Source organism: Microcoleus sp. S13_C5 (genome assembly GCF_036700845.1).
Classification (GTDB): domain Bacteria; phylum Cyanobacteriota; class Cyanobacteriia; order Cyanobacteriales; family Microcoleaceae; genus Microcoleus.
On record NZ_JAUBPR010000005.1, the window covers coordinates 19,559 to 43,919 of the forward strand.

At 45.9% G+C, this 24,361-nt stretch carries 22 protein-coding genes and 1 tRNA gene; 15 read left to right on the top strand and 8 right to left on the bottom strand.

Annotated elements, in window-relative coordinates; translation table 11 throughout:
* From QUA04_RS02625 to QUA04_RS02635, 3 genes are all read right to left on the bottom strand, one after another.
* A partial coding sequence (locus tag QUA04_RS02625) for a ribbon-helix-helix protein, CopG family (protein WP_333253481.1) occupies positions 1-1,061 on the bottom strand: 1,061 nt, incomplete at its 3' end.
* 231 nt (positions 1,062-1,292) lie between these two features.
* On the bottom strand, positions 1,293-1,949 hold the full coding sequence (locus tag QUA04_RS02630; protein ID WP_333253483.1) for a HEAT repeat domain-containing protein: 657 nt from the start codon (positions 1,947-1,949) through the stop codon (positions 1,293-1,295).
* A gap of 294 nt (positions 1,950-2,243) precedes the next feature.
* Complete coding sequence (locus QUA04_RS02635) at positions 2,244-3,146, bottom strand: phosphodiester glycosidase family protein (protein WP_333253485.1); 903 nt, start codon at positions 3,144-3,146, stop codon at positions 2,244-2,246.
* Between the two features lie 71 nt (positions 3,147-3,217).
* Here QUA04_RS02635 and QUA04_RS02640 point away from each other — a divergent pair, with 71 nt between their 5' ends.
* From QUA04_RS02640 to QUA04_RS02660, 5 genes are all read left to right on the top strand, one after another.
* On the top strand, positions 3,218-4,027 hold the full coding sequence (locus QUA04_RS02640; protein ID WP_333253488.1) for a pentapeptide repeat-containing protein: 810 nt from the start codon (positions 3,218-3,220) through the stop codon (positions 4,025-4,027).
* Positions 4,028-4,106: 79 nt separating this feature from the next.
* On the top strand, positions 4,107-4,259 hold the full coding sequence (locus tag QUA04_RS02645; protein WP_333253490.1) for a hypothetical protein: 153 nt from the start codon (positions 4,107-4,109) through the stop codon (positions 4,257-4,259).
* A gap of 20 nt (positions 4,260-4,279) precedes the next feature.
* Positions 4,280-4,546 (top strand): hypothetical protein, encoded by a 267-nt coding sequence (locus tag QUA04_RS02650; RefSeq protein WP_333253492.1) that lies wholly within the window; start codon positions 4,280-4,282, stop codon positions 4,544-4,546.
* Between the two features lie 163 nt (positions 4,547-4,709).
* Positions 4,710-5,009, top strand: coding sequence for a type II toxin-antitoxin system HigB family toxin (locus QUA04_RS02655; RefSeq protein ID WP_333253494.1), 300 nt, complete (start codon positions 4,710-4,712; stop codon positions 5,007-5,009).
* Positions 4,993-5,391 (top strand): transcriptional regulator, encoded by a 399-nt coding sequence (locus QUA04_RS02660; RefSeq protein WP_333253495.1) that lies wholly within the window; start codon positions 4,993-4,995, stop codon positions 5,389-5,391. Before QUA04_RS02655 ends, QUA04_RS02660 begins: the two co-directional genes overlap by 17 nt.
* Positions 5,392-5,841: 450 nt before the next feature.
* Here the strand turns inward: QUA04_RS02660 and QUA04_RS02665 are convergent.
* Positions 5,842-5,926: transfer RNA gene (locus QUA04_RS02665), tRNA-Ser, on the bottom strand.
* Positions 5,927-6,139: 213 nt separating this feature from the next.
* On the opposite strand from QUA04_RS02665, the gene QUA04_RS02670 reads away from it, so the two are divergent.
* From QUA04_RS02670 to moeB, 9 genes are all read left to right on the top strand, one after another.
* Positions 6,140-6,508: a 2Fe-2S iron-sulfur cluster-binding protein gene (locus QUA04_RS02670; RefSeq protein WP_006635700.1), complete on the top strand. Its 369-nt coding sequence runs from the start codon at positions 6,140-6,142 to the stop codon at positions 6,506-6,508.
* 34 nt (positions 6,509-6,542) lie between these two features.
* Positions 6,543-7,058, top strand: coding sequence for a thermonuclease family protein (locus QUA04_RS02675; protein ID WP_333253497.1), 516 nt, complete (start codon positions 6,543-6,545; stop codon positions 7,056-7,058).
* A gap of 193 nt (positions 7,059-7,251) precedes the next feature.
* On the top strand, positions 7,252-8,067 hold the full coding sequence (locus QUA04_RS02680; protein WP_333253499.1) for an inositol monophosphatase family protein: 816 nt from the start codon (positions 7,252-7,254) through the stop codon (positions 8,065-8,067).
* A 100-nt stretch (positions 8,068-8,167) separates the two neighbouring features.
* Positions 8,168-9,103 carry a tetratricopeptide repeat protein gene (locus QUA04_RS02685; RefSeq protein ID WP_333253501.1) on the top strand — a complete coding sequence of 312 codons (936 nt, stop codon included), beginning with the start codon at positions 8,168-8,170 and terminating at the stop codon, positions 9,101-9,103.
* Positions 9,104-9,559: 456 nt separating this feature from the next.
* Positions 9,560-10,795, top strand: coding sequence for an ATP phosphoribosyltransferase regulatory subunit (locus QUA04_RS02690; protein ID WP_333253503.1), 1,236 nt, complete (start codon positions 9,560-9,562; stop codon positions 10,793-10,795).
* A 144-nt stretch (positions 10,796-10,939) separates the two neighbouring features.
* Positions 10,940-11,167 (top strand): ferredoxin family protein, encoded by a 228-nt coding sequence (locus QUA04_RS02695; protein WP_333164293.1) that lies wholly within the window; start codon positions 10,940-10,942, stop codon positions 11,165-11,167.
* 169 nt (positions 11,168-11,336) lie between these two features.
* Positions 11,337-11,948 carry a Uma2 family endonuclease gene (locus QUA04_RS02700; RefSeq protein WP_333253505.1) on the top strand — a complete coding sequence of 204 codons (612 nt, stop codon included), beginning with the start codon at positions 11,337-11,339 and terminating at the stop codon, positions 11,946-11,948.
* Positions 11,949-12,081: 133 nt separating this feature from the next.
* On the top strand, positions 12,082-12,561 hold the full coding sequence (locus QUA04_RS02705; protein WP_333253508.1) for a M67 family metallopeptidase: 480 nt from the start codon (positions 12,082-12,084) through the stop codon (positions 12,559-12,561).
* A 79-nt stretch (positions 12,562-12,640) separates the two neighbouring features.
* The gene (gene moeB, locus QUA04_RS02710; protein ID WP_333253510.1) at positions 12,641-13,813 is read left to right on the top strand and encodes a molybdopterin-synthase adenylyltransferase MoeB; all 1,173 of its coding nucleotides are present in this window, start codon (positions 12,641-12,643) and stop codon (positions 13,811-13,813) included.
* Positions 13,814-13,860: 47 nt separating this feature from the next.
* Here the strand turns inward: moeB and QUA04_RS02715 are convergent, their stop codons facing one another.
* From QUA04_RS02715 to alaS, 4 genes are all read right to left on the bottom strand, one after another.
* Positions 13,861-15,417, bottom strand: coding sequence for a hypothetical protein (locus tag QUA04_RS02715; RefSeq protein WP_333253512.1), 1,557 nt, complete (start codon positions 15,415-15,417; stop codon positions 13,861-13,863).
* A gap of 31 nt (positions 15,418-15,448) precedes the next feature.
* Positions 15,449-15,769, bottom strand: a complete 321-nt coding sequence (locus tag QUA04_RS02720; RefSeq protein ID WP_333253513.1) for a hypothetical protein — start codon at positions 15,767-15,769, stop codon at positions 15,449-15,451.
* A gap of 253 nt (positions 15,770-16,022) precedes the next feature.
* Complete coding sequence (locus QUA04_RS02725; protein ID WP_333253515.1) at positions 16,023-19,763, bottom strand: CHAT domain-containing tetratricopeptide repeat protein; 3,741 nt, start codon at positions 19,761-19,763, stop codon at positions 16,023-16,025.
* A gap of 317 nt (positions 19,764-20,080) precedes the next feature.
* Positions 20,081-22,741, bottom strand: coding sequence for an alanine--tRNA ligase (gene alaS, locus QUA04_RS02730; protein ID WP_333253517.1), 2,661 nt, complete (start codon positions 22,739-22,741; stop codon positions 20,081-20,083).
* Between the two features lie 1,005 nt (positions 22,742-23,746).
* Here alaS and QUA04_RS02735 point away from each other — a divergent pair.
* The gene (locus QUA04_RS02735; protein ID WP_333253519.1) at positions 23,747-24,355 is read left to right on the top strand and encodes a hypothetical protein; all 609 of its coding nucleotides are present in this window, start codon (positions 23,747-23,749) and stop codon (positions 24,353-24,355) included.
* The last annotated feature ends 6 nt before the right edge of the window (positions 24,356-24,361 follow it).

Consider the following 24,361-nt stretch of genomic DNA (forward strand, 5'->3'; position numbering starts at 1 on the left):
TGCTGCTGCAAAGATTCGATGGAACTCGATTTTTCTGCTAGCTGTTGCTGAAACTCGTGTTCCCGGTGTTCTTTTTCAGCCACTTGCTGCTGCAAAGATTCGATGGAACTCGATTTTTCTGCTAGCTGTTGCTGAAACTCGTGTTCCCGGTGTTCTTTTTCGGCGAATTGCTGCTGCAAAGAAGCGATCGAACTTTCGCGTTCAGCCAACTGCTTCTGTAAAGTTTCGTAACTTGACTTCGCTACAGTTTCGGCTAATTGGCTTTCGAGATTTTGCTTTTCGGTAGCTAATTGCTGCTGCAAAGAAGCGATCGAACTTTCGCGTTCACTCAACTGTTGCTGTAAAGTTTCGTAACTTGACTTCGCTACAGTTTCGGCTAATTGGCTTTCGAGATTTTGCTTTTCGGTAGCGAGTTGCTGCTGCAAAGAAGCGATCGAACTTTCGCGTTCAGCCAACTGCTTCTGTAAAGTTTCGTAACTTGACTTCGCTACAGTTTCGGCTAATTGGCTTTCGAGATTTTGCTTTTCGGTAGCTAATTGCTGCTGCAAAGAAGCGATCGAACTTTCGCGTTCAGCCAACTGCTGCTGTAAACTTTCGTAACTTGACTTCGCTACTGTTTCCTGCAATTGCCTTTCGAGATTTTGCTTTTCGGTAGCGAGTTGCTGCTGCAAAGAAGCGATCAAACTTTCGCGTTCACTCAACTGCTGCTGTAAACTTTCGTAACTTTCTTGCAGCGGATTTGGCTGTACGCTCACCGAGTCCGATAGAGTTTCTGCCGTTACAGCGTCATTAATATCGCTTTCTTCGGCTGTTTCCCCTTGCAAGTCAGGGGCCTCTACCTGCGTTTCTTCACCTTTTTTCCAAGTGACAGTAACTTCCGTCTTGTCCTTAGAAATATCCAGAGCGCCTTGTGCCAAGCGTTCTAGGAGTTCCGACCTTGATATTCCGAGCTTTCGAGCGATCGTGTTCAATCGATCGGCACTAGAAGAAGTCAGCGAAAGTCCGATTTTGACTTTGCTGTCTGAATTGGAACTAACTACATTGCGATTTTTTTTGACCATTGGCATTTTCCTCATGCCAACCTACACTTATTAGTATAGTGGCTGAAGCTTGTATTAAAATTAATTCTTGTTACTTACCAATTGTGCCAGCTTGCGTTCCCAATTGAACAAAAAGCCGTGAATGTATTATTCGATCCATTCCTCCCCGTAGAACCGCGTGAACATTTCCTGACCCGGGGTTTTTTCGGCAAGATACCGCAGATAGCACAGTTGAGCTTGTAAGCCGTTGTTTTAAAGCGAAGCTTCCAAAGTCGCACCTGCAACCCGATGATCTCGATCTTTTGCCAAATAGCTCACAGCCGCGCGAGCTTGAGGATTGTCAAATTTGCTCAGCGCGCGAGCAACTCGCAGCCGAATTCCCCAGTAATCCGCGCTCACAAGAGGTAATAATTGCTGCAAAGCCTCTTCTTGCTTCTGGGTATTGGCAAGCAGACCAAATCCGTCAATTGCTACTTCCTGAACTGGTAAATCTTCGCCGCCAAGACCGATCGCACAAATTTCAAATATTGCATCAGGACACTGCATTTCGTACAACGGAGCCATGATGCTGCGCCGGACGAGCCAATTGTCATCGCGGCGAAAAGCTTCGACTAAATGAGAAATTGCCTCGGTTCCGAACCTTGACAAAGAGTTAGCGGCTTCTGCTCGCACGTTCGGATCGCGATCGAACTGCATCATTTTTAACAGCGCCGCAAAAGCTTCCGCAGTTTGAATCTGCCGCAATCCCATCGCCACGAACGATCGCACCATAAACTCGCGATCGTCCACTTTGCTCAGCAACATCGGTAGCGCCACCGCAGAATCGCACTTTCTCAGAGCCGTTACCCCCCGCAGCCTGTCTTGAGAATCCGAACTTTGCAGCGCTGCTTGGATTTCGCTAATTTCCATAAGCCAATTATAAATTTTTGTTACGTTTCTTTACAATTTTAGCAATTATTCCCAGATTTTGGGCAGATTAAAAAACAATTCACTGCTGAATAAGAAATTTTGTGGGTATTTAAGCGAAGTTTTGTATTAGTAATGAAGGCAATCAGTAGCCTATTTATTTGAGTATGCGGAGGCATCATTTATTTTTTTTATAGGTTTTAAGAGCTGATTTTATAGAAGCAGCGGCTTGGGCGCAGTGCAGCATAGAATCATTTTTAAGCCCAACATTCGGAGAGAAAAACGCAATTTAAAACCCTAATTTTCCCGCGCATAAAATCCTAAATGATTGGCAATTGGACGTTCCTGCATGGGGATTTTATTCTGAATCGGAGCATTCAAGAGTTTCGCTCCTGACGGGGATGCTACTGCAAAAGTTACCGATCCGCCGCCATCTAAATTTAGCACGGTCTCGGCTCCCAACTGCATCGAAATATCAGTTATTTCGCTCAATTTCAGCCCTTCACTGTAAAGCCTCTGCTTGCCGTCTGCCAGAATTAACCACAACTTGTCGCCTGTTTTGTCGATCGCCACCACTGCACGGGGATAGGGTTTATCCTGTTTGCGTTCTTCCTGACTTTGTGCTACGGGTTTGCCATTTTTTACCAGCAAAGTATCTCCGGCAACTGCATAGGCTGTTCCCGCAGGGCAAGTGCCGTTTTCGATTATTTGAGCGCGGTTTTTGGCATCAAAACAAAGGGCAGGAAAGCCGGGGTGTGGTTGAGAATAAGCTTGGCTTTTGGCAATGGCGTGTCCGACATTATTTACTCGATCGCCACTGCGGGGATAGTAATTCCAAGGTGCTTCCTCGATGCAGGGATAAAAAAAATTGCCGTTAACTGCTAATTGCAATTTAAATTCTTTCAGGAATTCAGTAGCCGTGCGGGCATGGGTTTCTGTTAAATCGGGTGTTGGGTTTCCGGGAGTGACAAAAATTCCTATTCCCGGCGCTTTTAGGTCGATGCTAACAATGTGAATTAGGGTAGGACGCGGATTAGGCAGGAATTCCCTGCGGTAGGCTATTCCTTGAAAGAGCGATCGGGCTTCGTTTGTTTGTTGGGGACGCAAAAAGTAGGGAATGTTGTAGAGTAGTATTGGTGCGAGCAATATTCCGAGACCGAGAATATGCCAAATGTGTTTGAGAGTGAGCCGATAAGTCATACCATTTTATATTTGAGATTGGGGACGGGAACACTGACAAATTTATATATTTTTAAACATCCTGTACTAATATGAAGTATTCGGATTCCAATAATTTTAGCAATCAAATTTTACGAAATCGATCGTTCCAAGGACAAGTTCTTAACGGTGCTGATTTCAGCGGCGCGGATCTTAGAGGCTGCAATTTTAGAAATGCTCAGTTAGCGGGTGCGAATTTTATCGGTGCAAAAATCGGGCTTTCTCGGCGACAGATTGCTGTTTTGAGTGCGGGGGCGATCGCGATTTGTTTGGTTGTGGGCGATGTTCTGACTCGACTGATTTTGGGAGCTCAAGGACAAGTACCGGGCTCTCGCAGTTGGCCTTTTGTTCTGTTGCTGTACGGGGTTTTGAGCGCTGCGGGTTTCGCTTCGGCGATCGCCAGCAAACAGCCAAAAACCTCAAAAGCGGGTAGATTGGCACAAACAATTTCTGCTATTCTATCAGGAGCTTTGTTGGGATTTTTCTATGCTGGCACTGCAACTAATAATAATTCCCAGGCTGCTATTGCTGGAATGGCGATCGGCGGGGTGTTAATGTTTTTTGTGAGTTCCCGGATTCGTGGCCAATTTGCACAGGTGGCGATCGCATCGGCTGGAAGTGTGGCGACTTACGCAGGGGCTTTTTTGTTCAGTGCAACGGCGAGCGCTTTTCTGAGCACTCACAAACTGTTTTGGGGTATGTGTTTCGGTTTGCTGTCGCTGCTGTATCTTTGGTTTGCGTTTGTGTCTTTCTCCGCTATTGTTCGAGAGATTGGAAATGCTGAGGGTACTTCGTTCAGAGGGGCAAATCTCGCTGATGCTAAGTTCGATATAAATTACCTCAATCTAAAATCTAAAATTTAAAATCTAAAATTCCCCGACTGATATTCAAACAGCAATTGAGCCAGCAGAAATCGACGCTTTGCTAACGGTGAGGGAGCAAATGGCCCTCGCAACTTTCAATCCCAACAACAGCGAACTGCTCAAAAAGATGGTCGAATGTATGGGAGATTCGCAGGGAATGGTAAGGCTGAGTTTAGCCGAAACTCTCGGCTCAATTGGCAAACCTGCAACTTTTTTTGGCTGGAAGCTCTAGCACATCACCGCAACGCTGTCGTGCGTAGAGCCTCTGCTAAAACGCTGACTCTGATTTGCGAGGCGATCGCCCGAACCACGCTGCTAGAAGCTTTTTTACACGATGAGGATCAAGTCGGGGGAGGAAGAGTGGGATTAAAGACAAAGCCTGCGGTTTCCAACCGCGCCTACACACACAAAACCCACTTGGAGTGGGTTAAAGAATTTTTACTCGATCGGGCCTTGACGTTTTCCTCTCAAAATGAGAGTATAAGCATAGTATGCAACCAAAACTGTCGCCGTTGCTGATTCACCGTATGAATTCAAGATTTCCCAATTGCTATAAGCCCGCTTGAGGGTGAGTTTTGTAACTTCAAGGGAAAAGTTGATTCATACCGCAAATCAGCAACGCCAAACTGTCAACAATTAGCAATCACTATGCAAAACACAATAAAAAATAAAAGAAAAACCGATGCACTTAATTTCGATCCGGAACCTCCGTAAAGATTCTGCCCAGTATCCCGATGTCAAAAATCAAATTGATAGCTGGAACGAAACTGTAAAGAAAGCAGAATGGCAGAATTTGAAGGATGTTCGCAAGATTTACCGGGATGCCGAAGCAGTAGCAGACTTGACAGTCTTTAATATCAAAGGCAACGAATATCGCCTGATTGTCGGTATCAACTACGAGAACCAAACTATTTACTACAAATATTTCCTAACCCACGCTGAATACGACAAAGACAAATGGAAAAATGATCCTTACTTTTGATGGAGCCACTTATAGCAAATTGCTTGCAGAAATTGCTCCTATGGCGATCGAAACCGAAGAGGAATACGATCGCCTCCTGGCTGTGGCCGAACGGCTAACGTTCGCTAAAAACCTCACTCCAGAGGAGAGAGCTTTATACAAGTTGTTAGTCACCCTGATTGAAGTTTATGAGACAGAAAATTATCCGATGGACAAATCGGAGCCTCATGAGATTTTGCAACACATCATGGAATCGAGTGGCACCCGTCAAGCGGACTTGGTAGGCATCATTGGATCGAGCGGTGTGGTGTCTGAGGTGGTGAATGGGAAAAGAGCGATTAGCAAGGCACAAGCTAAGGCACTAGGCGATTATTTTAAAATCTCACCTAGCTTGTTCATTTAATTTGGAAATTGGGCATTGGGAATAGGGCATTGGTTATTTGTGATTAGAAAAACTACTAACCAGTAACCACTAACTATTACCCATGCCCGATGCCCGATGCCCATGCCAGAGGCATCTGGCCCTATGCTGGCAGTCCCTAAATGTTACCGATGGGCGTTGCGAAATTAAGGTATGATTAGTTCAAAGATAAATTTGGAAAAAACAATTAAGTGACGCTCCTAGACCATATCGCTGGCGATTGGTGTAGGTCACTATGGTTTTATACTATTGGCATTATATCGGGGCGTTTATTCTCGGCGCGATCGCCCGTAATTTACACTCAAAAATATAAAAGCGAGATCCCTTGATTTTTCTCAAAGAATTCAAGGGATCTCGCTCTAATCAAAGTATTTATCTCATATCAGAGATTTTTGTTGCAAGCTGTTTTTTTTACCTGAACAGCTTGTTTAACGGAGAGGGAGGGATTCGAACCCTCGTTAAGTTGCCCTAAACACACTTTCCAGGCGTGCGCCTTCAACCGCTCGGCCACCTCTCCAGGGCTAAATTAATTCATTTAGCCACAGCTAAACTATCTTAGCAGAACAAATCTGATTTGGGAAGGGGTAACGGCATAAATTTGCTGTTTAATGTGGGTAGGGTGTCAAACGGGCAGGCCGGATTCTGCTCCCTGTGTCGCAAACCCTTTCATATAAAGGATTTAGCCCCGGAAACCCCAATCTAAAATCTAAAATCTAAAATCTAAAATTCCATGACTGACTCTTACACAATTAAAATTCATAACAGACAGACAGGCGATCGCCACACCGTGCGAGTACCCGAAGACCGCTACATCCTCCAAAGCGCCGAAAACCAAGGAGTAGAATTGCCCTTTTCCTGCCGCAACGGCGCTTGTACCGCCTGTGCGGTGCGCGTCAAGTCGGGGGAACTGCACCAGCCAGAAGCAATGGGGCTTTCTGTGGAACTGCAAAAAGAAGGTTATGCCCTGCTGTGCGTCAGCTATCCCCGTTCCAACATCGAGGTAGAGACGCAAGACGAAGACGAAGTGTACGAACTGCAATTCGGTCGTTACTTCGGCAAAGGTAAAGTTAGAGCCGGTTTGCCCTTGGATGAAGAGTGAGGCAATTTGATAAATTATCAACTACCAATTATCCATGCTTTATCGGTTATTTGCGATCGCCCTTTGTCTGTTGTTAGCTAGCTGCCAAAAACCAGAAATTCCCCAAGGTACGATCGCCAAAGTAGAAAGGGCCATCAGCGGCCAAACAATCGAAGTTATCAGTACAGCCGACAAAATAGCCTTATTAGAACAAATCAGGCTGATTGGTATTGATGCGCCGGATTTAAAACAGCAGCCTTGGGGAGAAGCAGCCAAACAAAGACTAGAACAGCTAACTGGGGGAAAACAGGTATTGTTAGAATCAGACATCGAACAGAAAGACCAGTTCGATCGCAAACTAGCCTATTTGTGGCAAGATAAAATTTTGCTCAACGAACTGCTAGTCAAAGAAGGTTATGCCCTGGCCTCAGTGCGATCGCCCAACACCAAATATCAGCAGCGACTCATCAACGCTCAAGAATGGGCGAGACTCATGGGTAAAGGCCTGTGGAATCCAGAACGAGCTTTGCGCCAAACTCCCGCAGAATTTCGCCAGCAAAATCGGAAATAGTCATTAGTCATTAGTCATTAGTCAATGACTAAAAACTCCTCAGTTATAACTAACAACTAATGAGCAATGATTTCATTTTTCCCTCGAACATTGAACCTCTTCCCTCTTCCTTCATGTCCTTCGCGTCTTCGCGGTTCGTACTTCCTCTTCCTTCTTCCTTCTTCCTTCTTCCTTCTGCTATAACAACTAACAAATGACTGACAATCAACTGCAAAACTTCTTAGAAATAGCCACCGAAGCAGCCCTAGCCGCCGGTTCCGTCCTAAAATCTTTCTGCGGAAAATTAGAAAAAATTCAAGAAAAAGGGCGATCGGGCGATTTAGTCACAGAAGCCGACAAAGCCTCAGAAGTCGTCATCTTAGAAATTCTGGGCCGCCACGTACCCGACCACGCCATCCTCGCCGAAGAATCCGGCAAATTAGGGGATGCCAGCAGCAAATACCTGTGGGCGATCGACCCTTTGGACGGCACAACAAATTATGCTCACCAATATCCTTTTTGGGCCGTGTCGATCGGACTTTTAATCGACGGTATACCACAAATAGGAGTAATTTACGACCCTTTTCATAATGAATTGTTTCGGGCAGGCAAAGGATTGGGAGCAACCTGCAACCGTTCGCCGATCGAAGTTTCCCAAATCTCAGAATTGAGAACCAGCTTGCTAGTCACTGGCTTTGCATACGATCGGCGCGAAACAGCAGACAATAATTATGCCGAATTCTGTCACCTCACCCACCTCACCCAAGGCGTGCGACGCAGCGGTTCCGCATCCCTAGACCTCGCACACCTCGCGATGGGGCGATCGGACGGATACTGGGAACGGGGACTCGCCCCTTGGGACGTAGCAGCAGGTGTAGTCATCGTCTCCGAAGCCGGAGGTCAAATTACAGCTTATGACGGCAGTGCCTTTGAGATGAACTCGGGTCGGATTTTGGCGACAAACGGCAAAATACACGCCGAACTCAGCAGCGCACTGCTAGCCGTTCCTCCCTTATCTTCTTGGAAGTAGCCCCCCCAGCAATAGATAGGGGGTAGTACGGGGGTCACAACCCCTTGACTCAAGCTACATTAAAGAATAGTGAAAAGCCAGGAAAGGAAGAGTAAAAGTTATGTCTTTTGAAATGACAAAAGGGCTGTTCAAGTATGACTTTACAGATCAGCACGCAATTTTGGGAATTCCCTTAGACGCCGAGTTTAACGACATCCGCAAGCGCTACATGAAAATCGCCCGCCGCTTGCATTCGGATACTTGCTCTTTTGAAAGCCAAGCCGATAAAGATTGGGCTAACCAATTTTTGTCAAAAGTAGTCAATCCGGCCTACAACAAATTTTCCAAGGAAAGCGATCGCAAAGAATACAGCCTGCTATTAGCAGCCATCGGCAAGCGCGTCGCTAAAGAACAGGCGAAAATGCAAATTGAAAGCGAAGCAGCCAAACAGTTAGCTAGCGCTCAAAATTGGGAAGAAGCTTACAAAACAGCAGTTAGCAAACTCGCTCTCAAGCAGTACGAATCAGTTAAGGAAACGCAAGAGGCGATCGATCAAATTAGCGAACTCAACATGGTTTACCTGCTGCGAAAAGAGCGCATGAGTGGCGGTGTTGGGGTTGCACCCGGTTCATCTGCAAAAGCCACAAACCCAACTAGCACAGAAAAAACAGCAGCAGCAACCCCAGCCACCGCAAATCCCGCGCCTCCTCCTCCGCCTAAAGTCGAACCCCCCGACTCGCAGACCGCAGCCTATTGCCGCCGAGCTCAAGGATTCATGAACAGCAAAAGTTACGCCAAAGCAATTTTAGAGTTGAAAGAAGCGGTGAAACGCGATCCGAAACACAGCGAGGCCCACGCTTTGTTAGCAATGTGTTACCTTGAACAAAATCAAGCCACAATGGCAAAAATTGAGATGAACAAAGCTTTGGCATCAAATCCTGAAGAACCGACGGCTTTGGAGGTTAAGAAAAAGCTGGAACAAGCTGCCGCAAAGGCCAAAAAAAGTGACGAAAAACCAGGATTTTTTGCAAGTTTGTTTGGCGGGAAGAAGAAGTGAGAAGTTGTGAGTTGTGAGTCTTGAATATTTAGAAACGGGTGAACTGCTCAGCAGTGGAGTGAGCTAGATCAAAAAAATCAAGACTTGGTGATATCAAATCCGGTGATATCGGAATTATACCATCAGTGCGATCGTCCCGCGATCGCGGATGCTCCAGAAAGAACGGGACGATCGCACTGACGGAGAAAATGATTATTCCGATGCAAACGAAAACGATATGACGCCTTAATTTGTTAAAGTCGAATGTTAAGCTCGCCTTCTTCGACTTTAACACCGTCCCCTAAAGCTAAGCTTCTAAGCCCCATCTAAAATCTAAAATCTAAAATCTAAAATTGATATGACACCTTAATTTGTTAAAGTCGAATGTTAAGCTTGCCTCGTTAGACTTTTACACCGTCCAGAAAGCTAAGCTTCTAAGCCCCATCTAAAATCTAAAGTCTAAAATCTAAAATTGATATGGTTCACCAACCCCCATCCGGTGCAAGAGATTTATTGCCCCTTGACGTTGCTCAAAAAATTTCGCTCGAACGGCGCTTGCAGCAGGTTTTTCACCGCTGGGGCTATCACCGGATTATTACTTCAACTCTAGAAAGGCTGGAGACTTTAATGGCTGGGGGCGCGATCGACCGATCGACCTTAATTCAACTGCAAGACGCCGAGGATGGAGAACTTGGTTTGCGGCCGGAATTGACAGCATCCATCGCCCGCGCGGCTGCAATGCGGATGGCAGGGACTCGCTGGCAGCCTCAGCGCCTCTACTACAACGCTAACGTGTTCCGCAAAGGCCCAGATACTGGCTCAGGCGGGCAACAGGAGTTCTATCAAGCTGGGGTAGAACTCCTCGGCGCGGGGGGGGCGGTTGCGGATGCGGAAGTGCTGCTGCTGCTGTCTGAGTGCTTGCAGAGCTTGGAAATTGATGAGTGGCATTTGGTTTTGGGAGAAGCGGGCTTGACTGCAACATTGCTCGAACCGTTTCCGCCAAACGTGCGCCAAAAAGTTCGGGGGGCGATCGCCAATCTCGATCGAATTGCCTTGGAAACTTTGCCGCTGTCAACCGAATTGCGAGAAAGAGCTCTGCTGTTATTTGACTTGCGCGGCAGACCAGAAGAGGTGTTGCCAATTGTTGCCAAACTAGATTTAGATTTGCCGCAGCAAGCCGCGTTAAATAATCTCAAATCGGCGATCGAATTGCTGCACCAATGCCAGTCAAAAATTCCCAATCTAAAATCCCACATTCACCTCGATTTGAGTTTAATTCAAACATTTGACTACTACACGGGCATTGTGTTTGAAGTTGTCAGCAGCAGCAAGACAGGACAGCGAGTTTTAGGACAAGGGGGACGCTACGACCAACTTTTAGGACTGTTCGACCCCCAAGGGCAAAATTCCCCCGGCATTGGGTTTTGTCTGAATATTGAAGAGTTGCACCAAGTTTTGCTGACAGAGGGGCAATTGCCCAGCCAGACAGCAGCTAGCGACTGGTTGGTGGTGGCTCAAACTCCTGAAGCTAGTGCCGCCGCGTTTGCTTACGCTCGCAAACTTCGAGACTCTACTCACCTAGTTCGGGTAGAAATAGATTTGGAGAGTCGGGAGACAGCAGAGTCGGCGCGGGAATACGCGCGCGATCGACGAATTGCTCAAATTGCTTGGGTAAATGCCGAAGGATTGCCAACAATTGAAACGGTAAATTAGCCTAATTGGTAATTGGTAATTGGTAGTTGGTAATTGGCTAAAAATCACCCGGTATGATATTATGTATCCTGCTGATTGAGAGAAGGTTTTGCCAATTGCTAATTGCTAATTCCCTATCTAACTAAAATCTTTTGAGAGAACACTATGGCACACACTATTGTTACGAATATTTGCGAGGGAGTTGCTGATTGCGTTGGTGCTTGTCCGGTTGCTTGTATTCACCCCGGCCCCGGCAAAAATGTCAAGGGTACTGATTGGTTTTGGATTGATTTTGATACCTGTATAGACTGCGGTATTTGTTTGCAGGTGTGTCCTGTCGAAGGTGCGATCGTCCCAGATGAGCGGCCGGAATTGCAGCAAACTCCGACTTGATTGCAATTGAGGGCTAGATAGCTACATTAACTAAGGGGTAAGGTGCGCGATCCGGCGCACCCTACAGTAACTTTTTTATGAACCACAGAGGGCGCAGAGGACACAGAGAAGAAGGGTGAGAAATATTGAAAAAATCCACCTTTTAGATATCTAAGTGAGGTAATTAATTATGTTACTTTTAGATCCAAAAACTCTCGAACCGGCTACCGAACAGCGCATTATTTTATATGATGTTAGTTGGGAGCAATACGAGCAACTTTCTGATATGTTTGTCGATGAATTCCCCAGGATGACTTACTTGGAAGGAACGTTAGAAATTATTATGACGATTTCGCCAGAACACGAAAGGCTCAAAAAAATTATTGCCCGGTTGATAGAAACCTATGCAGTTGAAAGGCTAATTAATCTCAACGGTTACGGTAGTGCTACATTTCGCCGCGAAGCTGTGAGACGGGGTGCTGAACCAGATGAGTGTTACTGTTTAGGTTTACTTGCAGAAGTCCCGGATATTGTGATAGAAATTGCTCTGACTAGCGGCGGTGTTGACAAACTAGAAGTGTATCGCGGTTTGCAGGTTCCTGAAGTCTGGTTTTGGGCTAACGATCAATTTTCTCTTTACCGCTTGCGGGAGTCGGGTTATCAGTTAATTTCGAGGAGTGAATTTTTGTCTGAGTTAGACTTTTCTGTATTGAGTCAATATGTAGGATATGTTAACCAAACAGAAGCTGTTATTGCTTATAGAACTATTTTGCAAACAGCTACAGGAATGTCAAATCAATAGACATCTCCACAAAAGCCAGTACTGAACAGGCAAGATGCCTGTTCCACAATAAAAAAAGCCCGTGAAGCGTAGCTATCTCGCAGGGAATCGCACTTTACAAAAAAATCTACAATAAAATCTACAATAAAATCCTATGCAGCCGATCGCACTTTCCGACTCTCAAATTTTATCCATGCGCACCCACGCTGAAAGCGCTTATCCTGAAGAATGCTGCGGTTTGTTGCTCGGTCGAGTTAGTAGCGGTGTTAAAACTTTAGTAGAAGTTTGGCCGACTGAAAATGCTTGGAGTGCGGAAGCTGAAGAGAATTGGCCGGAACAAAAAGAATTGACAGAAAGACGCAGATATGCTATAAAGCCCGAAGATATGTTGCGGGCGATGAAACACGGGCGCGATCGCACTCTGGATATTATCGGTATATATCATTCTCACACGGATTGTCCCGCAGTGCCCTCAGAGTGCGATCGGACATTGGCCTGGGCCCAATACTCTTATATCATTGTGTCCGTCCGACAAGGCTGTTGGGAAGACCTCCGCAGTTGGAGTCTTGACGGAGAGGGGAACTTTCAAGCAGAGGAAATTCTCGCACAGGAACCGACTGAGATTAAGAAATAATTAGTAAAAATAACAAACTCGTAAAAATGCGAAAGATTCAGATAGGATATAATTCAAAATCTGCGCTACACACAATATCATGCTAAATCCTAATCTGGACGAGATCCAGCTCAACAAACAAGAATACGAACGCTACTCTCGCCACCTCATCCTCCCAGAAGTTGGATTGGATGGGCAGAAGCGTCTCAAAGCTGCCAGTGTGCTCTGCATCGGTACGGGAGGCCTCGGTTCGCCGCTGCTGCTGTATTTAGCAGCCGCCGGTGTTGGCCGCATTGGCATTGTAGACTTTGATGTTGTAGACCATTCTAATTTGCAGCGGCAAGTAATTCATGGCACTTCTTGGGTTGGGAAACCGAAGATTGAGTCGGCTAAAAATCGGATTTTAGAAATTAATCCTTTTTGCCAAGTTGATTTGTACGAAACTCGCGTTAGTTCCGAAAATGCGATCGACATTGCCACTCCTTACGATATCATTATCGACGGTACGGACAACTTCCCGACTCGCTATTTGATGAACGACGTTTGCGTGCTTTTAAACAAGCCCAACGTCTACGGTTCCATCTTCCGATTTGAAGGACAAGCAACAGTTTTCAACTACGAAGGCGGCCCGAATTACCGCGATTTGTACCCGGAACCCCCGCCTCCTGGGATGGTTCCTTCTTGTGCAGAAGGTGGCGTTTTAGGCGTTTTGTGCGGAGTTGTCGGGTCTATCCAAGCAACGGAAGCTATCAAGATTATCTTGGGTCAAGGCACTACTTTGAGCGGCAGACTGTTGCTTTACAATGCCTTAGATATGACGTTCCGGCAATTGAAACTGCGGCCTAATCCAGTGCGTCCGGTAATTGAAAAGTTAATCGATTACGAACAATTCTGCGGCATTCCTCAAGCTAAAGCGCAGGAAGCGCAAGAACAACAGCAAATTTCTGAGATGACTGTCGCAGAACTTAAGGAGTTAATCGACAGCGGTGCGAAGGATTTTGTATTGTTAGATGTTCGCAATCCCAACGAGTATCAAATTGCTCAAATTCCTGGGTCGGTTTTGGTTCCTTTGCCGGATATCGAACACGGCGAAGGTATCGCCAAGGTCAAGGAATTGTTGAACGGCCACCGCTTGATTGCACACTGCAAAATGGGCGGACGTTCTGCGAAGGCTTTGGGGATTTTGAAGGAAGCTGGAATTGAGGGGATTAATGTTAAGGGCGGAATTACTGCTTGGAGTGAAGAAGTAGACCCGTCTGTACCTCAATATTAAGGCTAATCTTTTTCTGGGGCGGGCGATTTGCCCGCCCGGAACCGGGATTATGACGGCGGAAACTGTTTATTTCTATTTAGTAGATTCTTGAACTTACCTAGTAGATTCTTGCAATTAGCCAGTAACAAAACCCCACCCCAAACTAGAGCCCCGGCACCGATACTAATCAACAATACGAAGGCAAAAGAATTAATTCCCACCTTCAGAAAAGGCAAAGGCAAAGCAACAATTTGATTCGGCGGGTCTTGTTTAATTAAATAAGGAGAACTGCCAGCCACTACCCCGGCTACTCCCAAACCAAAGCCGACAGCTTGAATCGTTACCTCTAGTTTCGCATCCCGATAAGCTTCTTCGATCGCCACAATAGCTCTAATTGCCTCGGTTGCTTGGTCTAGCAAGCCCGAACCGTGTTTGAAATAGCCTAAATCTGCTTGAATCTGCCTTTGAAACTGCGGGCAAGTTTCTTTACTGAATGCTGCGAGGAAACTTAAATCGGCATCACTATCATCGTACTTTTTAGCTGCTTTGATGTCAAGACTTATTTTATTTAATTTATCTTGGTAATTTTGGGCGTGAATGGCGATCGTATTTTGGCGAAACTCCAAATCAATTAGCATCCGGGAATACTTCACAGCCCGAGGTGGCATCTCAATCATCTGACGTTTAAGATGTTCTAATTCCTCCTCCTTTAAACCCGCACCTTTCGATTGCCTTTGCTGAGCTTGATCTCGCTGCAAATACTTAAAAGTCTTGTCAATCGCCAGTTCAATTTGTCTGTATTCCTCGCGAGTCACCTGGTAAAGCTTGCGGCTGTCGTGATAAGCGCGAAGAATCTTATTTCGGTACAGAAACAAATCCATAAAATCACTGTAGCGTGTCTCATCCCAGATTTCATCAGTTGCAGAACTGTTGAAAAACCAGACGATAACGTGGCAGTCGGTATCTTGCCGACTCGGATTGCCGTATTCTAAAATCGGGCTACCGAACAATTCGCCTTGACGGTAAAAACTCGGCAGATTTTGACCATAAATCAACTTTTCCAGACACTGTTTGCCTAAAGCTTGGAGAAACTGCGAATCGGCCCGCGCCACCTGATTTTGTTCGACACTCAGCCAAGCTGTAAGCAGCAGAGTTTGCCCGAAATGACTCTGCACGAAATCCGGCAGCAAGCAGTTATCGGGATTAAACTCCTTGAAGATGCTAGCATCGACAGCAGGTGTTTTAATGCCGTTAACTTTTTCAGGGACAAAAATTTTTAAACCCAGGGCATAGCTGTCATCAATTCGCAGCGGTAGGGCAAAACCCTTGAGAGTAATTGGCTGATTTTCAACCGAAATCTCCTTAGCAAAGGCAAGGGAATTACGGTTGCCAACAACTTGTTTATTAATCAGGTTAACTCGCCAGCCGACAGGTTCCTCTTTTTTGTGCAAATAGCTGTCATTAAATTTTGTAGTGACTGCTAAGTTAGTTTGCAAAATCTCATCGCACTTCTGCCACAAACTGGCGAATTCCACAGGGGAATTAGACTCGGATTCTAGGGCGTTGCAGAGGTGAAAGGCAAATAAATAGACGTTGGGGGCATAGATTTTGCTACTTGGACTCATTGCTGGTATCTGATTGATTATTTGCTGCGATTTATTGAAGCTTTTTGTAGCTATTTTCAATGCTGGTACGCAGAGTTTGAGTGATATTGGTTAGTGGCCGTGTTGTACTTGGGGTGGGTTCGCCCGCATCGTCGAAATCTTTTCGCAGCAGACTCTCTTTTAATTGTTCTCCCAATCCATTCTTGCCACACCACTTGCTGATAGTGAAAGCAATGGGAAATAATTCATCATCTGCGGATTCTGCTATTTCTTCCTCTAATTGGGGTAAATTTTTCCATGCTGTCGGCGTGAAGATACCCGGATTTTCGTGCAGCCATTTGAGAAAGATAGTGATAACTTTGTCAGGTTCCATTGTAATTACTCCCGTGATTTAAAAAATATAAATTTGTAGGGCGGGTTTCACCACTAATAATTGTCTGAAATCGACAATCTCTCAAACCCGCCCCCACCAAACGAAAAATCATCATCTACATTTTAACATTCGATGCAAATTTCAGGTGGATTTGGGTTATTGGTGGGGTAGGGCGGGTTTGTCTAGATTGTTAGTTATCGTTATATATTGTTGGTAAAACTCGCCCCTACAAACTCCTGATGGCACACCTAACTTAATATCCCGTCGCACAGAATGCCGCCCAATATTTTGGATCGCCGAACGGCTGTTCCTCACTCGAAGATATTAACCACAATTCCACACTTTGTCTAGATTTTTTATCTAAATTTAACAATTCTACCCAAACTCGAAAATCCTCCATACTCACGCCGCGCATCCAGTTTTGTGCCGCATTCAAAGCGAGGGCTACTGAATCTGCATCTGGCAATTCCTGATAAAATTTAATCATCAAAATTGCCGTGGCAAAATCATCGACAGCCCACAAACTGCTGACAACATTCATGCTACCCGCATACAAAAAACCGCTGGGTAAACCAATGTATTCATCCGTCATTGCGGCTGAGGTGGTTAACCCGGTTTCGCAGGCGGAAAGTGTGACGAGACTGCACTGCGGTAACTGCAATTCGGCAAAGATTTCTCGCAGGGTGAGGCATTTTTCTGGGATGGTTTTTCTGCCGCTGCGTAGGGTGACATAGCGCTGTTTTTCATCGGGCTGATTTGACTCTGGGGGCGGGGGTGAGGTTTGCGGTTCTAGGGAATCGGCTAACACTAGGGATGACAGCAGCGGATTGTCAAAGTTGAATACGCCGTGACAGGAAAAGTGCAGGTAGCTGGCGTTTGAGAGGTTTTCTCGGTTTTCGTTGAGGGCGGTTTTTGTGGCTTGTTTTTTGAGTAATATTTGATGTGGATTGAATCGGATTTTGATGGTTTCTACCTCCATGTCCGCGTTGAATAAGTCTTCGGTGGGATTCTGGAGGGCAAATAGTTGTTGCTGATTTGGTGAGGGGGAGTTTCTGGTGGTGAGGCGATTTTTTACGAGTTCCAGCAGTTGCAAGCTGGGGGCGTATTTCACGCCGGCGGGGAAGCTGTCGAGGAGGTAGCCGCGAAAGTTGGTTTTTTGCTTAAATCGGGTTTCTGAGGTGAATTGTAGGGCGTGGAGGGGGAATAGGTGCAGGTAGCGGTGGGGTACTAGGATTAGTTGTTTGCAGTTGGGGGGGATGTGGGCGATTATCTCGTTTAGTCGCAGGATTTCTGAGAGTTTTTGGAGTTTTTGGGATAGGGTGTTTTGCCAGGTTTGGTTGGTTTTTTGGTCGCGGTATTGGTCGAGATAGTTGTTTTTCCAGGTTTCTAATTCGGCTATTTCGGTTGTGGTATATGTGACTGGTTTTATGCTGTCGCGGGTGATGATGAAGGCTGATCCTCCCCAGCCCCCCTTAGTAAGGGGGGAGTTAGAATTGCCGATGTACCATTCTATGATTGCTGTTTTGGTGTCTAAGGTTTGTTGGAATTTTGTGATGTCGATGGGTTCGACTTTTTGAGTTAGGGTGAATTCGGGTTCTCGCTGTTTTATCTGTTCCAGCAGTTGTGTTAGTTGCTGTGATGTTGTTTCTAATTTGGCTTTTTGTTGTTGGAAAGATTCGGGGCTGAGACTGCGGGTTTGAGTTGTGCGTTGTGAGGGAGAGTCTTCGGGAACCCCCCCCGGCCCCCCCTTGGTAAGGGGGGGGGAAAGAGGGGGAGGAGATGGGGTTTCTGTTTCTAGGAGTTGTTGGGAGGCGGCGATTTGGCGGCGCAGGTTTTGAAGTTGCTGTTTTTCGGTTTCGGTGGCTGTTTTCGGGTAGATTTCGCTGTTGGTGAAGAGTTCGACTAGGTAGCGGGATTTGCTGCGTTCGATTGTTTGCAGGGCTTTGTCATATTGTTGGTGATTGATGCAGGATTGCATCATTTTTTCGTAGATATTGAGATTTTCTTCGATGATTTCTCGTTTGCGGTTGTCGGAGGTTATCCACTCGCGGCTTTGTTCGACTGCTTCGATCGCTTTTTCGTAGCCGAAGATAGCTGTTTCCCACAAGCTTTCGTCAAATCCTAAATTGCCTAAGTTTCGGCCTGTTAGCAGACAGTCAAGAGGTAAGGTGGTAGGAGTTCGCAATTCTAAAGCTGCTTCATAACATTTGATCGCCCTTTCTAAATTATCACCCCTGTCTCCCTTGATTTTGTTATTGTAAGCAACTGCCAAATTATTTTGAGTCATTGCCCAATATTCGGGAAAAGCTTCGCGGGTACGGAATTCTAAAGCTGCTTCAAAAAATGCGATCGCCATTTCTAAATTATCACCCCTGTCTCCCTTGATTCTGTCACTGTAAGCAGTTGCCAAATTATTTTGAGTCATTGCCCAATCTTGGGGAAAAGCTTCGCGGGTATAAACTTGTAAAGCTGCTTCATAACATTTGATCGCTTTTTCTAAATTATCACCCCTGTCTCCCTTGATTCTGTTACCGTAAGCAATTGCCAAATTATTTTGAGTCATTGCCCAATCTTGAGGAAAAGCTTCGCGGGTGCGGAATTCTAAAGCTGCTTCATAACATTTGATCGCCCTTTCTAAATTATCACCCTTGTCTCCCTGGATTCTCTTTCTGTAAGCTTCTCCCAAATTATTTTGAGTCATTGCCCAATATTTGGGAAAAGCTTCGCGGGTGCGGAATTCTAAAGCTGCCTCAAAAAATGCGATCGCCCTTTCTAAATTATCACCCCTGTCTCCCTTGATTCTGTCACTGTAAGCAGTTGCCAAATTATTTTGAGTCATTGCCCAATCTTGGGGAAAAGCTTCGCGGGTATAAACTTGTAAAGCTGCTTCATAACATTTGATCGCTTTTTCTAAATTATCACCCCTGTCTCCCTTGATTCTGTTACCGTAAGCAATTGCCAAATTATTTTGAGTCATTGCCCAATCTTGAGGAAAAGCTTCGCGGGTGCGGAATTCTAAAGCTGCTTCATAACATTTGATCGCCCTTTCTAAATTATCACCCCTGTCTCCCTTGATTCTGTCACTGTAAGCAGTTGCCAAATTATTTTGAGTCATTGCCCAATTTTCGGGAAAAGCTTGGCGGGTGTAAACTTGTAAAGCTGCTTCAAAAAATGCGATCGCCCTTTCTAAATTATCACCCCTGTCTCCCTTGATTCTGTTACCGTAAGCAATTGCCAAATTATTTTGAGTCATTGCCCAATCTTGAGGAAAAGCTTCGCGGGTGCGGAATTCTAAAGCTGCTTCATAACATTTGATCGCCCTTTCTAAATTATCACCCCTGTCTCCCTTGATTCTGTATAAGTAAGCAGTTGCCAAATTATTTTGAGTCATTGCCCAATTTTCGGGAAAAGCTTGGCGGGTGTAAACTTGTAAAGCTGCTTCAAAAAATGCGATCGCCCTTTCTAAATTATCACCCCTGTCTCCCTTGATTCTGTTACCGTAAGCAATTGCCAAATTATATTGAGTCATTGCCCAATTTTCGGGAAAAGCTTGGCGGGTGTAAACTTGTAAAGCTGCTTCATAAAAGGCGATCGCCCTTTCTAAATTATCACCCCTGTCTCCCTTGATTCGGGAAGAGTAAGCAATTGCTATACTATTTTGAAACATTGCCCACTTTTCTGAGTAAGCTTCGCGGGTAAAAATAGTTAATCCTATATCCAGACAACCAATCGCAATCTCTATGTTGCTTCTGCGACTGCCTTGCTGAAGACTTGAAAATTTTAGATTTAAATCGTATAAAATATGGGCATGAGTTTCTGCTTCATCTGCATCCAAGCGGGGCAGAGTTTCAGTTTTCCAATCTCGCAAATATTCGGCAAAATCATCGTCTAATAATTCTAGATTGGCTTGCAGGATGGCGGTTTGTTCGTCGCTGTCCCAGGTGAGGAGAGATTGAATCAGGGTGAGATAGGCTTGGCGGCGTGGTTGGTTCATTTTTGACTACCCATGTTTGTTTGATTTTACATTTATTGTGGTGGGAAATCAAAGGAGTTTTTAACCGCAGATATTGGCGGATGGACGCGGATAAACGCAGATGTAGGGGCCAAAATATGCGGTATCAGCCTGCGGAGATTCAGGCAGACGCAAGCTATCGAACTGACGATTAGGCCCCGATCCCCCCTAGCCCCCCTTAAAGAAGGGGGGACAAGATTCCGATCAAAGTCCCCCTTCTTAAGGGGGATTTAGGGGGATCGAGACTCGACGATAAACGAGAGATACAAAGAGTTTTTATTTCTTACAGAAAACCCAGACTAACCCAACCCTTCAATCAACAAATTGCGAGCACTTTCCAACGCTTCCTGCAACTTACTTGCATCGCGTCCCCCAGCTTGCGCTAAATTCGGCCGCCCGCCGCCTTTTCCGCCGCAAATTTGAGCAATTCCCCCGATAAACTTGCCAGCTTGCAATCCTTTCTTATTGACTTCTGGACTAAAAGCTGCCACCAAACTTACCTTATCCGGTTCAGGAATTGATGCCAAAACAACCGCAGCATTTCCTAACTTTTGCTGCAATCTTTCCGCCGCAGTTTTCAGCGCTTCCGTATCCACATCACCCAATTGAGCTACAATGATTTTGAATTCGCCGATCGCCTCCGCCGCACTCAGCAACTGGTCGGATTTCGCGATAGCCAATTCCGACTTCACAGCAGCCAAATGTTTCTGAGTATCCTTCAACTCATTCTGCAAATTAGTAATCCGGTTCGGCAATTCTTCAGGCTTCGCCTTAAATCGATCGCCCAAATCGCGCACCACCTTATCCCGCACGTTCAAATAGTCCAAAACAGCTTGACCGGAAACCGCTTCAATCCTGCGAGTTCCCGCCGCTACCCCCGCTTCGGAAACAATCTTAAACAGCCCGATTTCTGCCGTATTGCTGACGTGAGTTCCGCCGCACAATTCCATCGAAACGCCGGGGAAATCGATAACCCGCACCACATCGCCGTACTTCTCGCCAAACATCGCAGTTGCGCCTTTTTCCCTCGCTTGGGCGATCGGCATTTCTGCAACCTCAGCAGCGTGCGCCTCAGCAATCCAACTATTAACTAAATCCTCAATTTTCTGCAACTCTTCTGCTGTCACAGCGCGCGGAGAATTGAAATCAAACCGCAATCTCTCAGAGGATACCAGCGAACCAGCTTGCGAAATCGAATCGTCCACAATTTTCCGCAAAGCTGATTGTAATAAGTGAGTTGCTGTGTGGTTGGCCTGAATTCGGCGGCGACCGCTATTGTCAATTTTCGCCGTAATACTATCGCCCACTCTCAGCGTTCCCCGTTCCACAAAGCCGAAATGCACGAAGAAATCCGATTCCTTCTTGACATCATCAACTCTTACCAACAAACCCTCTGCATTCTCCCCATGACTGCTGCCATTCAAATAACCTTTATCCCCAATTTGTCCGCCGGATTCGGCATAAAACGGCGTTTGGTTCAAAACAACTTGTACCTCGGTACCGGCGGCTGCTTCCTCCACAGATTTGCCGTCAACCAAGATAACTTCCACCTCAGCTAAACTCGACAATTCAGCATAACCAACAAACTCAGTTCCTTGGATAGTTTCAGCCAACTTATCCAAAGAACCCTGCACAGTCAAATCGATTGTTTGGCGAGCATCTTTAGCGCGAGTTTGCTGTTCCTTCATCGCCGCTTCAAAGCCGTCCAAATCCACAGTAATTCCCTGTTCCTCAGCAATTTCTTGAGTCAGTTCTAAGGGAAAACCGTAGGTATCGTAAAGAGTGAAAGCATCTTTACCGCTGATTTGTTGGTTGGTTTGCTGTTTTGTGCGATCGACAATTTCCTCCAGCAGCTTCTCTCCGCGTTCCAAAGTCTTGAGAAACTGCGCCTCTTCCCTTGCCAATTCCGCCTTAATTTGAGCTTCCCGCTGCCGCACGTTCGGATAAGCAGCTTCCGAAAGGGCGATCGCACTTTCAGCCACCCGCACCGTAAATTCGCCCTGAATTCCAATCAGCCGCCCGTGGCGCACCACCCGGCGAATCAACCGGCGCAAAATGTAACCTCGACCCACATTCGACGCGCGAATTTCGTCCGCAATCATGTGCACCACAGCCCGAATGTGATCGCCAATTACTTTCAGCGAAACCTTGACTTTTTCATCGCTATTGTGGTAATCAATCCCGGCAATTTTCGCCGCCGATTGAATGATCGGAAAAATCAAATCTGTTTCGTAATTATTGGGGACTTTCTGGAGGATTTGCGCCATCCGTTCCAGTCCCAAGCCAGTATCAATATTTTGATTTTGCAGCGGTGTTAAATTGCCCTCTGCATCTTTATTGTACTGCATGAAAACCAGGTTGTAGAATTCAATAAACCTGGTATCATCTTCGAGGTCAATATTGTCGCCTCTCTCTGGGTGAAAATCATAGTAAATCTCCGAACACGGGCCGCAGGGGCCTGTCGGGCCGGATTGCCAGAAATTGTCATCTTCTCCCATGCGCTGAATGCGATCGCCCGGAATGCCAATTTCATCGCGCCAAATCGCAAAAGCTTCGTCATCTTCTCGGAAAACACTAACAACCAAATTGGACGCTGGTAAACCGAAAACTTCCGTGGAAAGTTCCCACGCCCAGGCGATCGCCTGTTTCTTGAAATAATCCCCGAAACTGAAGTTACCCAACATTTCAAAAAACGTGTGGTGGCGGGCGGTGCGGCCGACGTTTTCGATGTCGTTGGTGCGGATGCACTTTTGAGAAGTCGTGGCGCGCGGTGATTCGGCGGTGCCCTGTCCCAGAAATATCGGCTTGAATTGTAGCATTCCGGCGATCGTCAGCAACACTGTCGGATCTTCGGGCACCAAAGAAGCACTCGGCAAGATTTTATGTCCCCGCTGAGCATAAAAGTCGAGGAATGTTTGGCGGATTTGGCTGCCACTGAGAAACTTAGGAGAAATAGACATGACAAGAACTGTTAAGTATGTAAAGATGTAGCAGCAATAGAACTTACATCTATGTGGATATTTATATCATTATACTTAGTAATGTAAAGACCTATCAAGTTTTGCAAATAGTGCTTTACTGCTCGGAAAGCTCGTGCTAACTTAATAATAGACACCCGGACAGAAAGAGAAAGGAGGTCGCTATATTTAGAAAGAAAGTTCGAGGATATAGGCATGGTGTCTCCGGTCTAGATTCCCAGGCGCAGCAGAAATTAACCGAACACAACTTGGAATAGTGGCGAACTGCCGATCTAGCAGTCAAGCCAAACCGCAGTCGAGTCAGACATAGTTGTAGTTGCGGATTAAAAGTAAAGCTGCACAAGTTGTAAACCCTAGTAAGTAACAGTTCTCAATCGGAAACACATCTCGTTTGTTAGAAAAAACAAAGTTCTCATATTATTGGGTCTGATCGCTGTCGATCGGGCCCTATGAATTTTTATAGGGCGATCGCAGGAGAAGAGAATTCGAGGGGGAGAGGGGCAGAGTTCGACTGTATAAGTGCTTTCAGGTCAAAGGCTACATCCTCGGAGCCGATCGGCGAGCGATCGGTGCAGCTTTTGAGTTATATATTATATAATGGGAGGTGTGCGCCCGCGCGCCCTGCTTTTTGCCGGGGATCAAGCGCTGTGGTATGAGGCACTGTCAAGATGCGATATGATTGAATATGTAAGTACAAGACATTAAAATCTACCCCGCTGTACTGTATAGCAGCAAAATCTACGCTTCTATGAGCTTGCTGCAAGCCAAGGATAGCAAACCGCCATTTTTGGTGACAAGGCCAGGCTCAAAAATTTGAATCTCAGGATATTTAGAGTCAATACTCTAAAAAATCCCATCCCCGACGCAGGGGTGAGAGTTCAAAAAATAAAAGCCCACCCACTCAAAAAAGCTAGTGCCACCAACAACGGTAGTAAATCACTAGCCCAGTTCTTAAACTCACAATCTCCGGAGATCCTAGGTACAAGCATGGCCGAAATAACTAAAGAAGAAATGCGCGAACGGCTGGGAAATATCGACCAGATTCGCGATATAATTTTTGGAGCGCAGCTTAGAGAATACGACAATCGCTTCGATAAAATAGATTCCGACTTGTCGATGATGCAGCAAGATATGCAAACTCGCATCGAACAAGTAAAAACAGTTCTTTCAGGAGAAATGAAGGCTGCTGTTGATTCGTTAGAAAAGAAAGTTAAATCGCTCACCTCAAACACCCAAGAAGAAAGCGCAGATATCCGTCAGCAAGTCGATCGCGTTAACCGCAAATTCTCCAGCAGCATGGAAGCCCTCGACGAGGCTATAGACAATCAAACCAATTCGCTTCGCGACGAACTCTCCAAAACCAGAGATCGACTATCTGAAGAAACCCGCACTTTGAAAACACAGGTTTTTGAAGAGCTCGATCGTCGTTTTTCTATGCTCAGAGATGTTAAAGTTTCTAGAGACGACATGGCAGAAATTCTGTTTGAACTCGGCATGAGGCTCAAAGGAACAGAATTTGTACCCGAACTTAAAGGCGTTGCGGATAATAAGTTAAATACCGAATTTCTGTTGCCGGAGCGCCACCATAACGGATAATAACGC

Coding starts and splice junctions, on each gene's coding strand:
- QUA04_RS02705 (WP_333253508.1), top strand. CDS start 12,082: ATGCAGCCGATCGCACTTTCCGACTCTCAAATTTTATCCATGCGCACC.
- QUA04_RS02700 (WP_333253505.1), top strand. CDS start 11,337: ATGTTACTTTTAGATCCAAAAACTCTCGAACCGGCTACCGAACAGCGC.
- QUA04_RS02635 (WP_333253485.1), bottom strand. CDS start 3,146: ATGACTTATCGGCTCACTCTCAAACACATTTGGCATATTCTCGGTCTC.
- QUA04_RS02695 (WP_333164293.1), top strand. CDS start 10,940: ATGGCACACACTATTGTTACGAATATTTGCGAGGGAGTTGCTGATTGC.
- QUA04_RS02680 (WP_333253499.1), top strand. CDS start 7,252: ATGACTGACAATCAACTGCAAAACTTCTTAGAAATAGCCACCGAAGCA.
- QUA04_RS02655 (WP_333253494.1), top strand. CDS start 4,710: ATGCACTTAATTTCGATCCGGAACCTCCGTAAAGATTCTGCCCAGTAT.
- QUA04_RS02640 (WP_333253488.1), top strand. CDS start 3,218: ATGAAGTATTCGGATTCCAATAATTTTAGCAATCAAATTTTACGAAAT.
- QUA04_RS02630 (WP_333253483.1), bottom strand. CDS start 1,949: ATGGAAATTAGCGAAATCCAAGCAGCGCTGCAAAGTTCGGATTCTCAA.
- QUA04_RS02685 (WP_333253501.1), top strand. CDS start 8,168: ATGTCTTTTGAAATGACAAAAGGGCTGTTCAAGTATGACTTTACAGAT.
- QUA04_RS02690 (WP_333253503.1), top strand. CDS start 9,560: ATGGTTCACCAACCCCCATCCGGTGCAAGAGATTTATTGCCCCTTGAC.
- QUA04_RS02715 (WP_333253512.1), bottom strand. CDS start 15,417: ATGAGTCCAAGTAGCAAAATCTATGCCCCCAACGTCTATTTATTTGCC.
- QUA04_RS02725 (WP_333253515.1), bottom strand. CDS start 19,763: ATGAACCAACCACGCCGCCAAGCCTATCTCACCCTGATTCAATCTCTC.
- QUA04_RS02660 (WP_333253495.1), top strand. CDS start 4,993: ATGATCCTTACTTTTGATGGAGCCACTTATAGCAAATTGCTTGCAGAA.
- QUA04_RS02645 (WP_333253490.1), top strand. CDS start 4,107: ATGGCCCTCGCAACTTTCAATCCCAACAACAGCGAACTGCTCAAAAAG.
- QUA04_RS02735 (WP_333253519.1), top strand. CDS start 23,747: ATGGCCGAAATAACTAAAGAAGAAATGCGCGAACGGCTGGGAAATATC.
- QUA04_RS02675 (WP_333253497.1), top strand. CDS start 6,543: ATGCTTTATCGGTTATTTGCGATCGCCCTTTGTCTGTTGTTAGCTAGC.
- alaS (WP_333253517.1), bottom strand. CDS start 22,741: ATGTCTATTTCTCCTAAGTTTCTCAGTGGCAGCCAAATCCGCCAAACA.
- QUA04_RS02670 (WP_006635700.1), top strand. CDS start 6,140: ATGACTGACTCTTACACAATTAAAATTCATAACAGACAGACAGGCGAT.
- moeB (WP_333253510.1), top strand. CDS start 12,641: ATGCTAAATCCTAATCTGGACGAGATCCAGCTCAACAAACAAGAATAC.
- QUA04_RS02720 (WP_333253513.1), bottom strand. CDS start 15,769: ATGGAACCTGACAAAGTTATCACTATCTTTCTCAAATGGCTGCACGAA.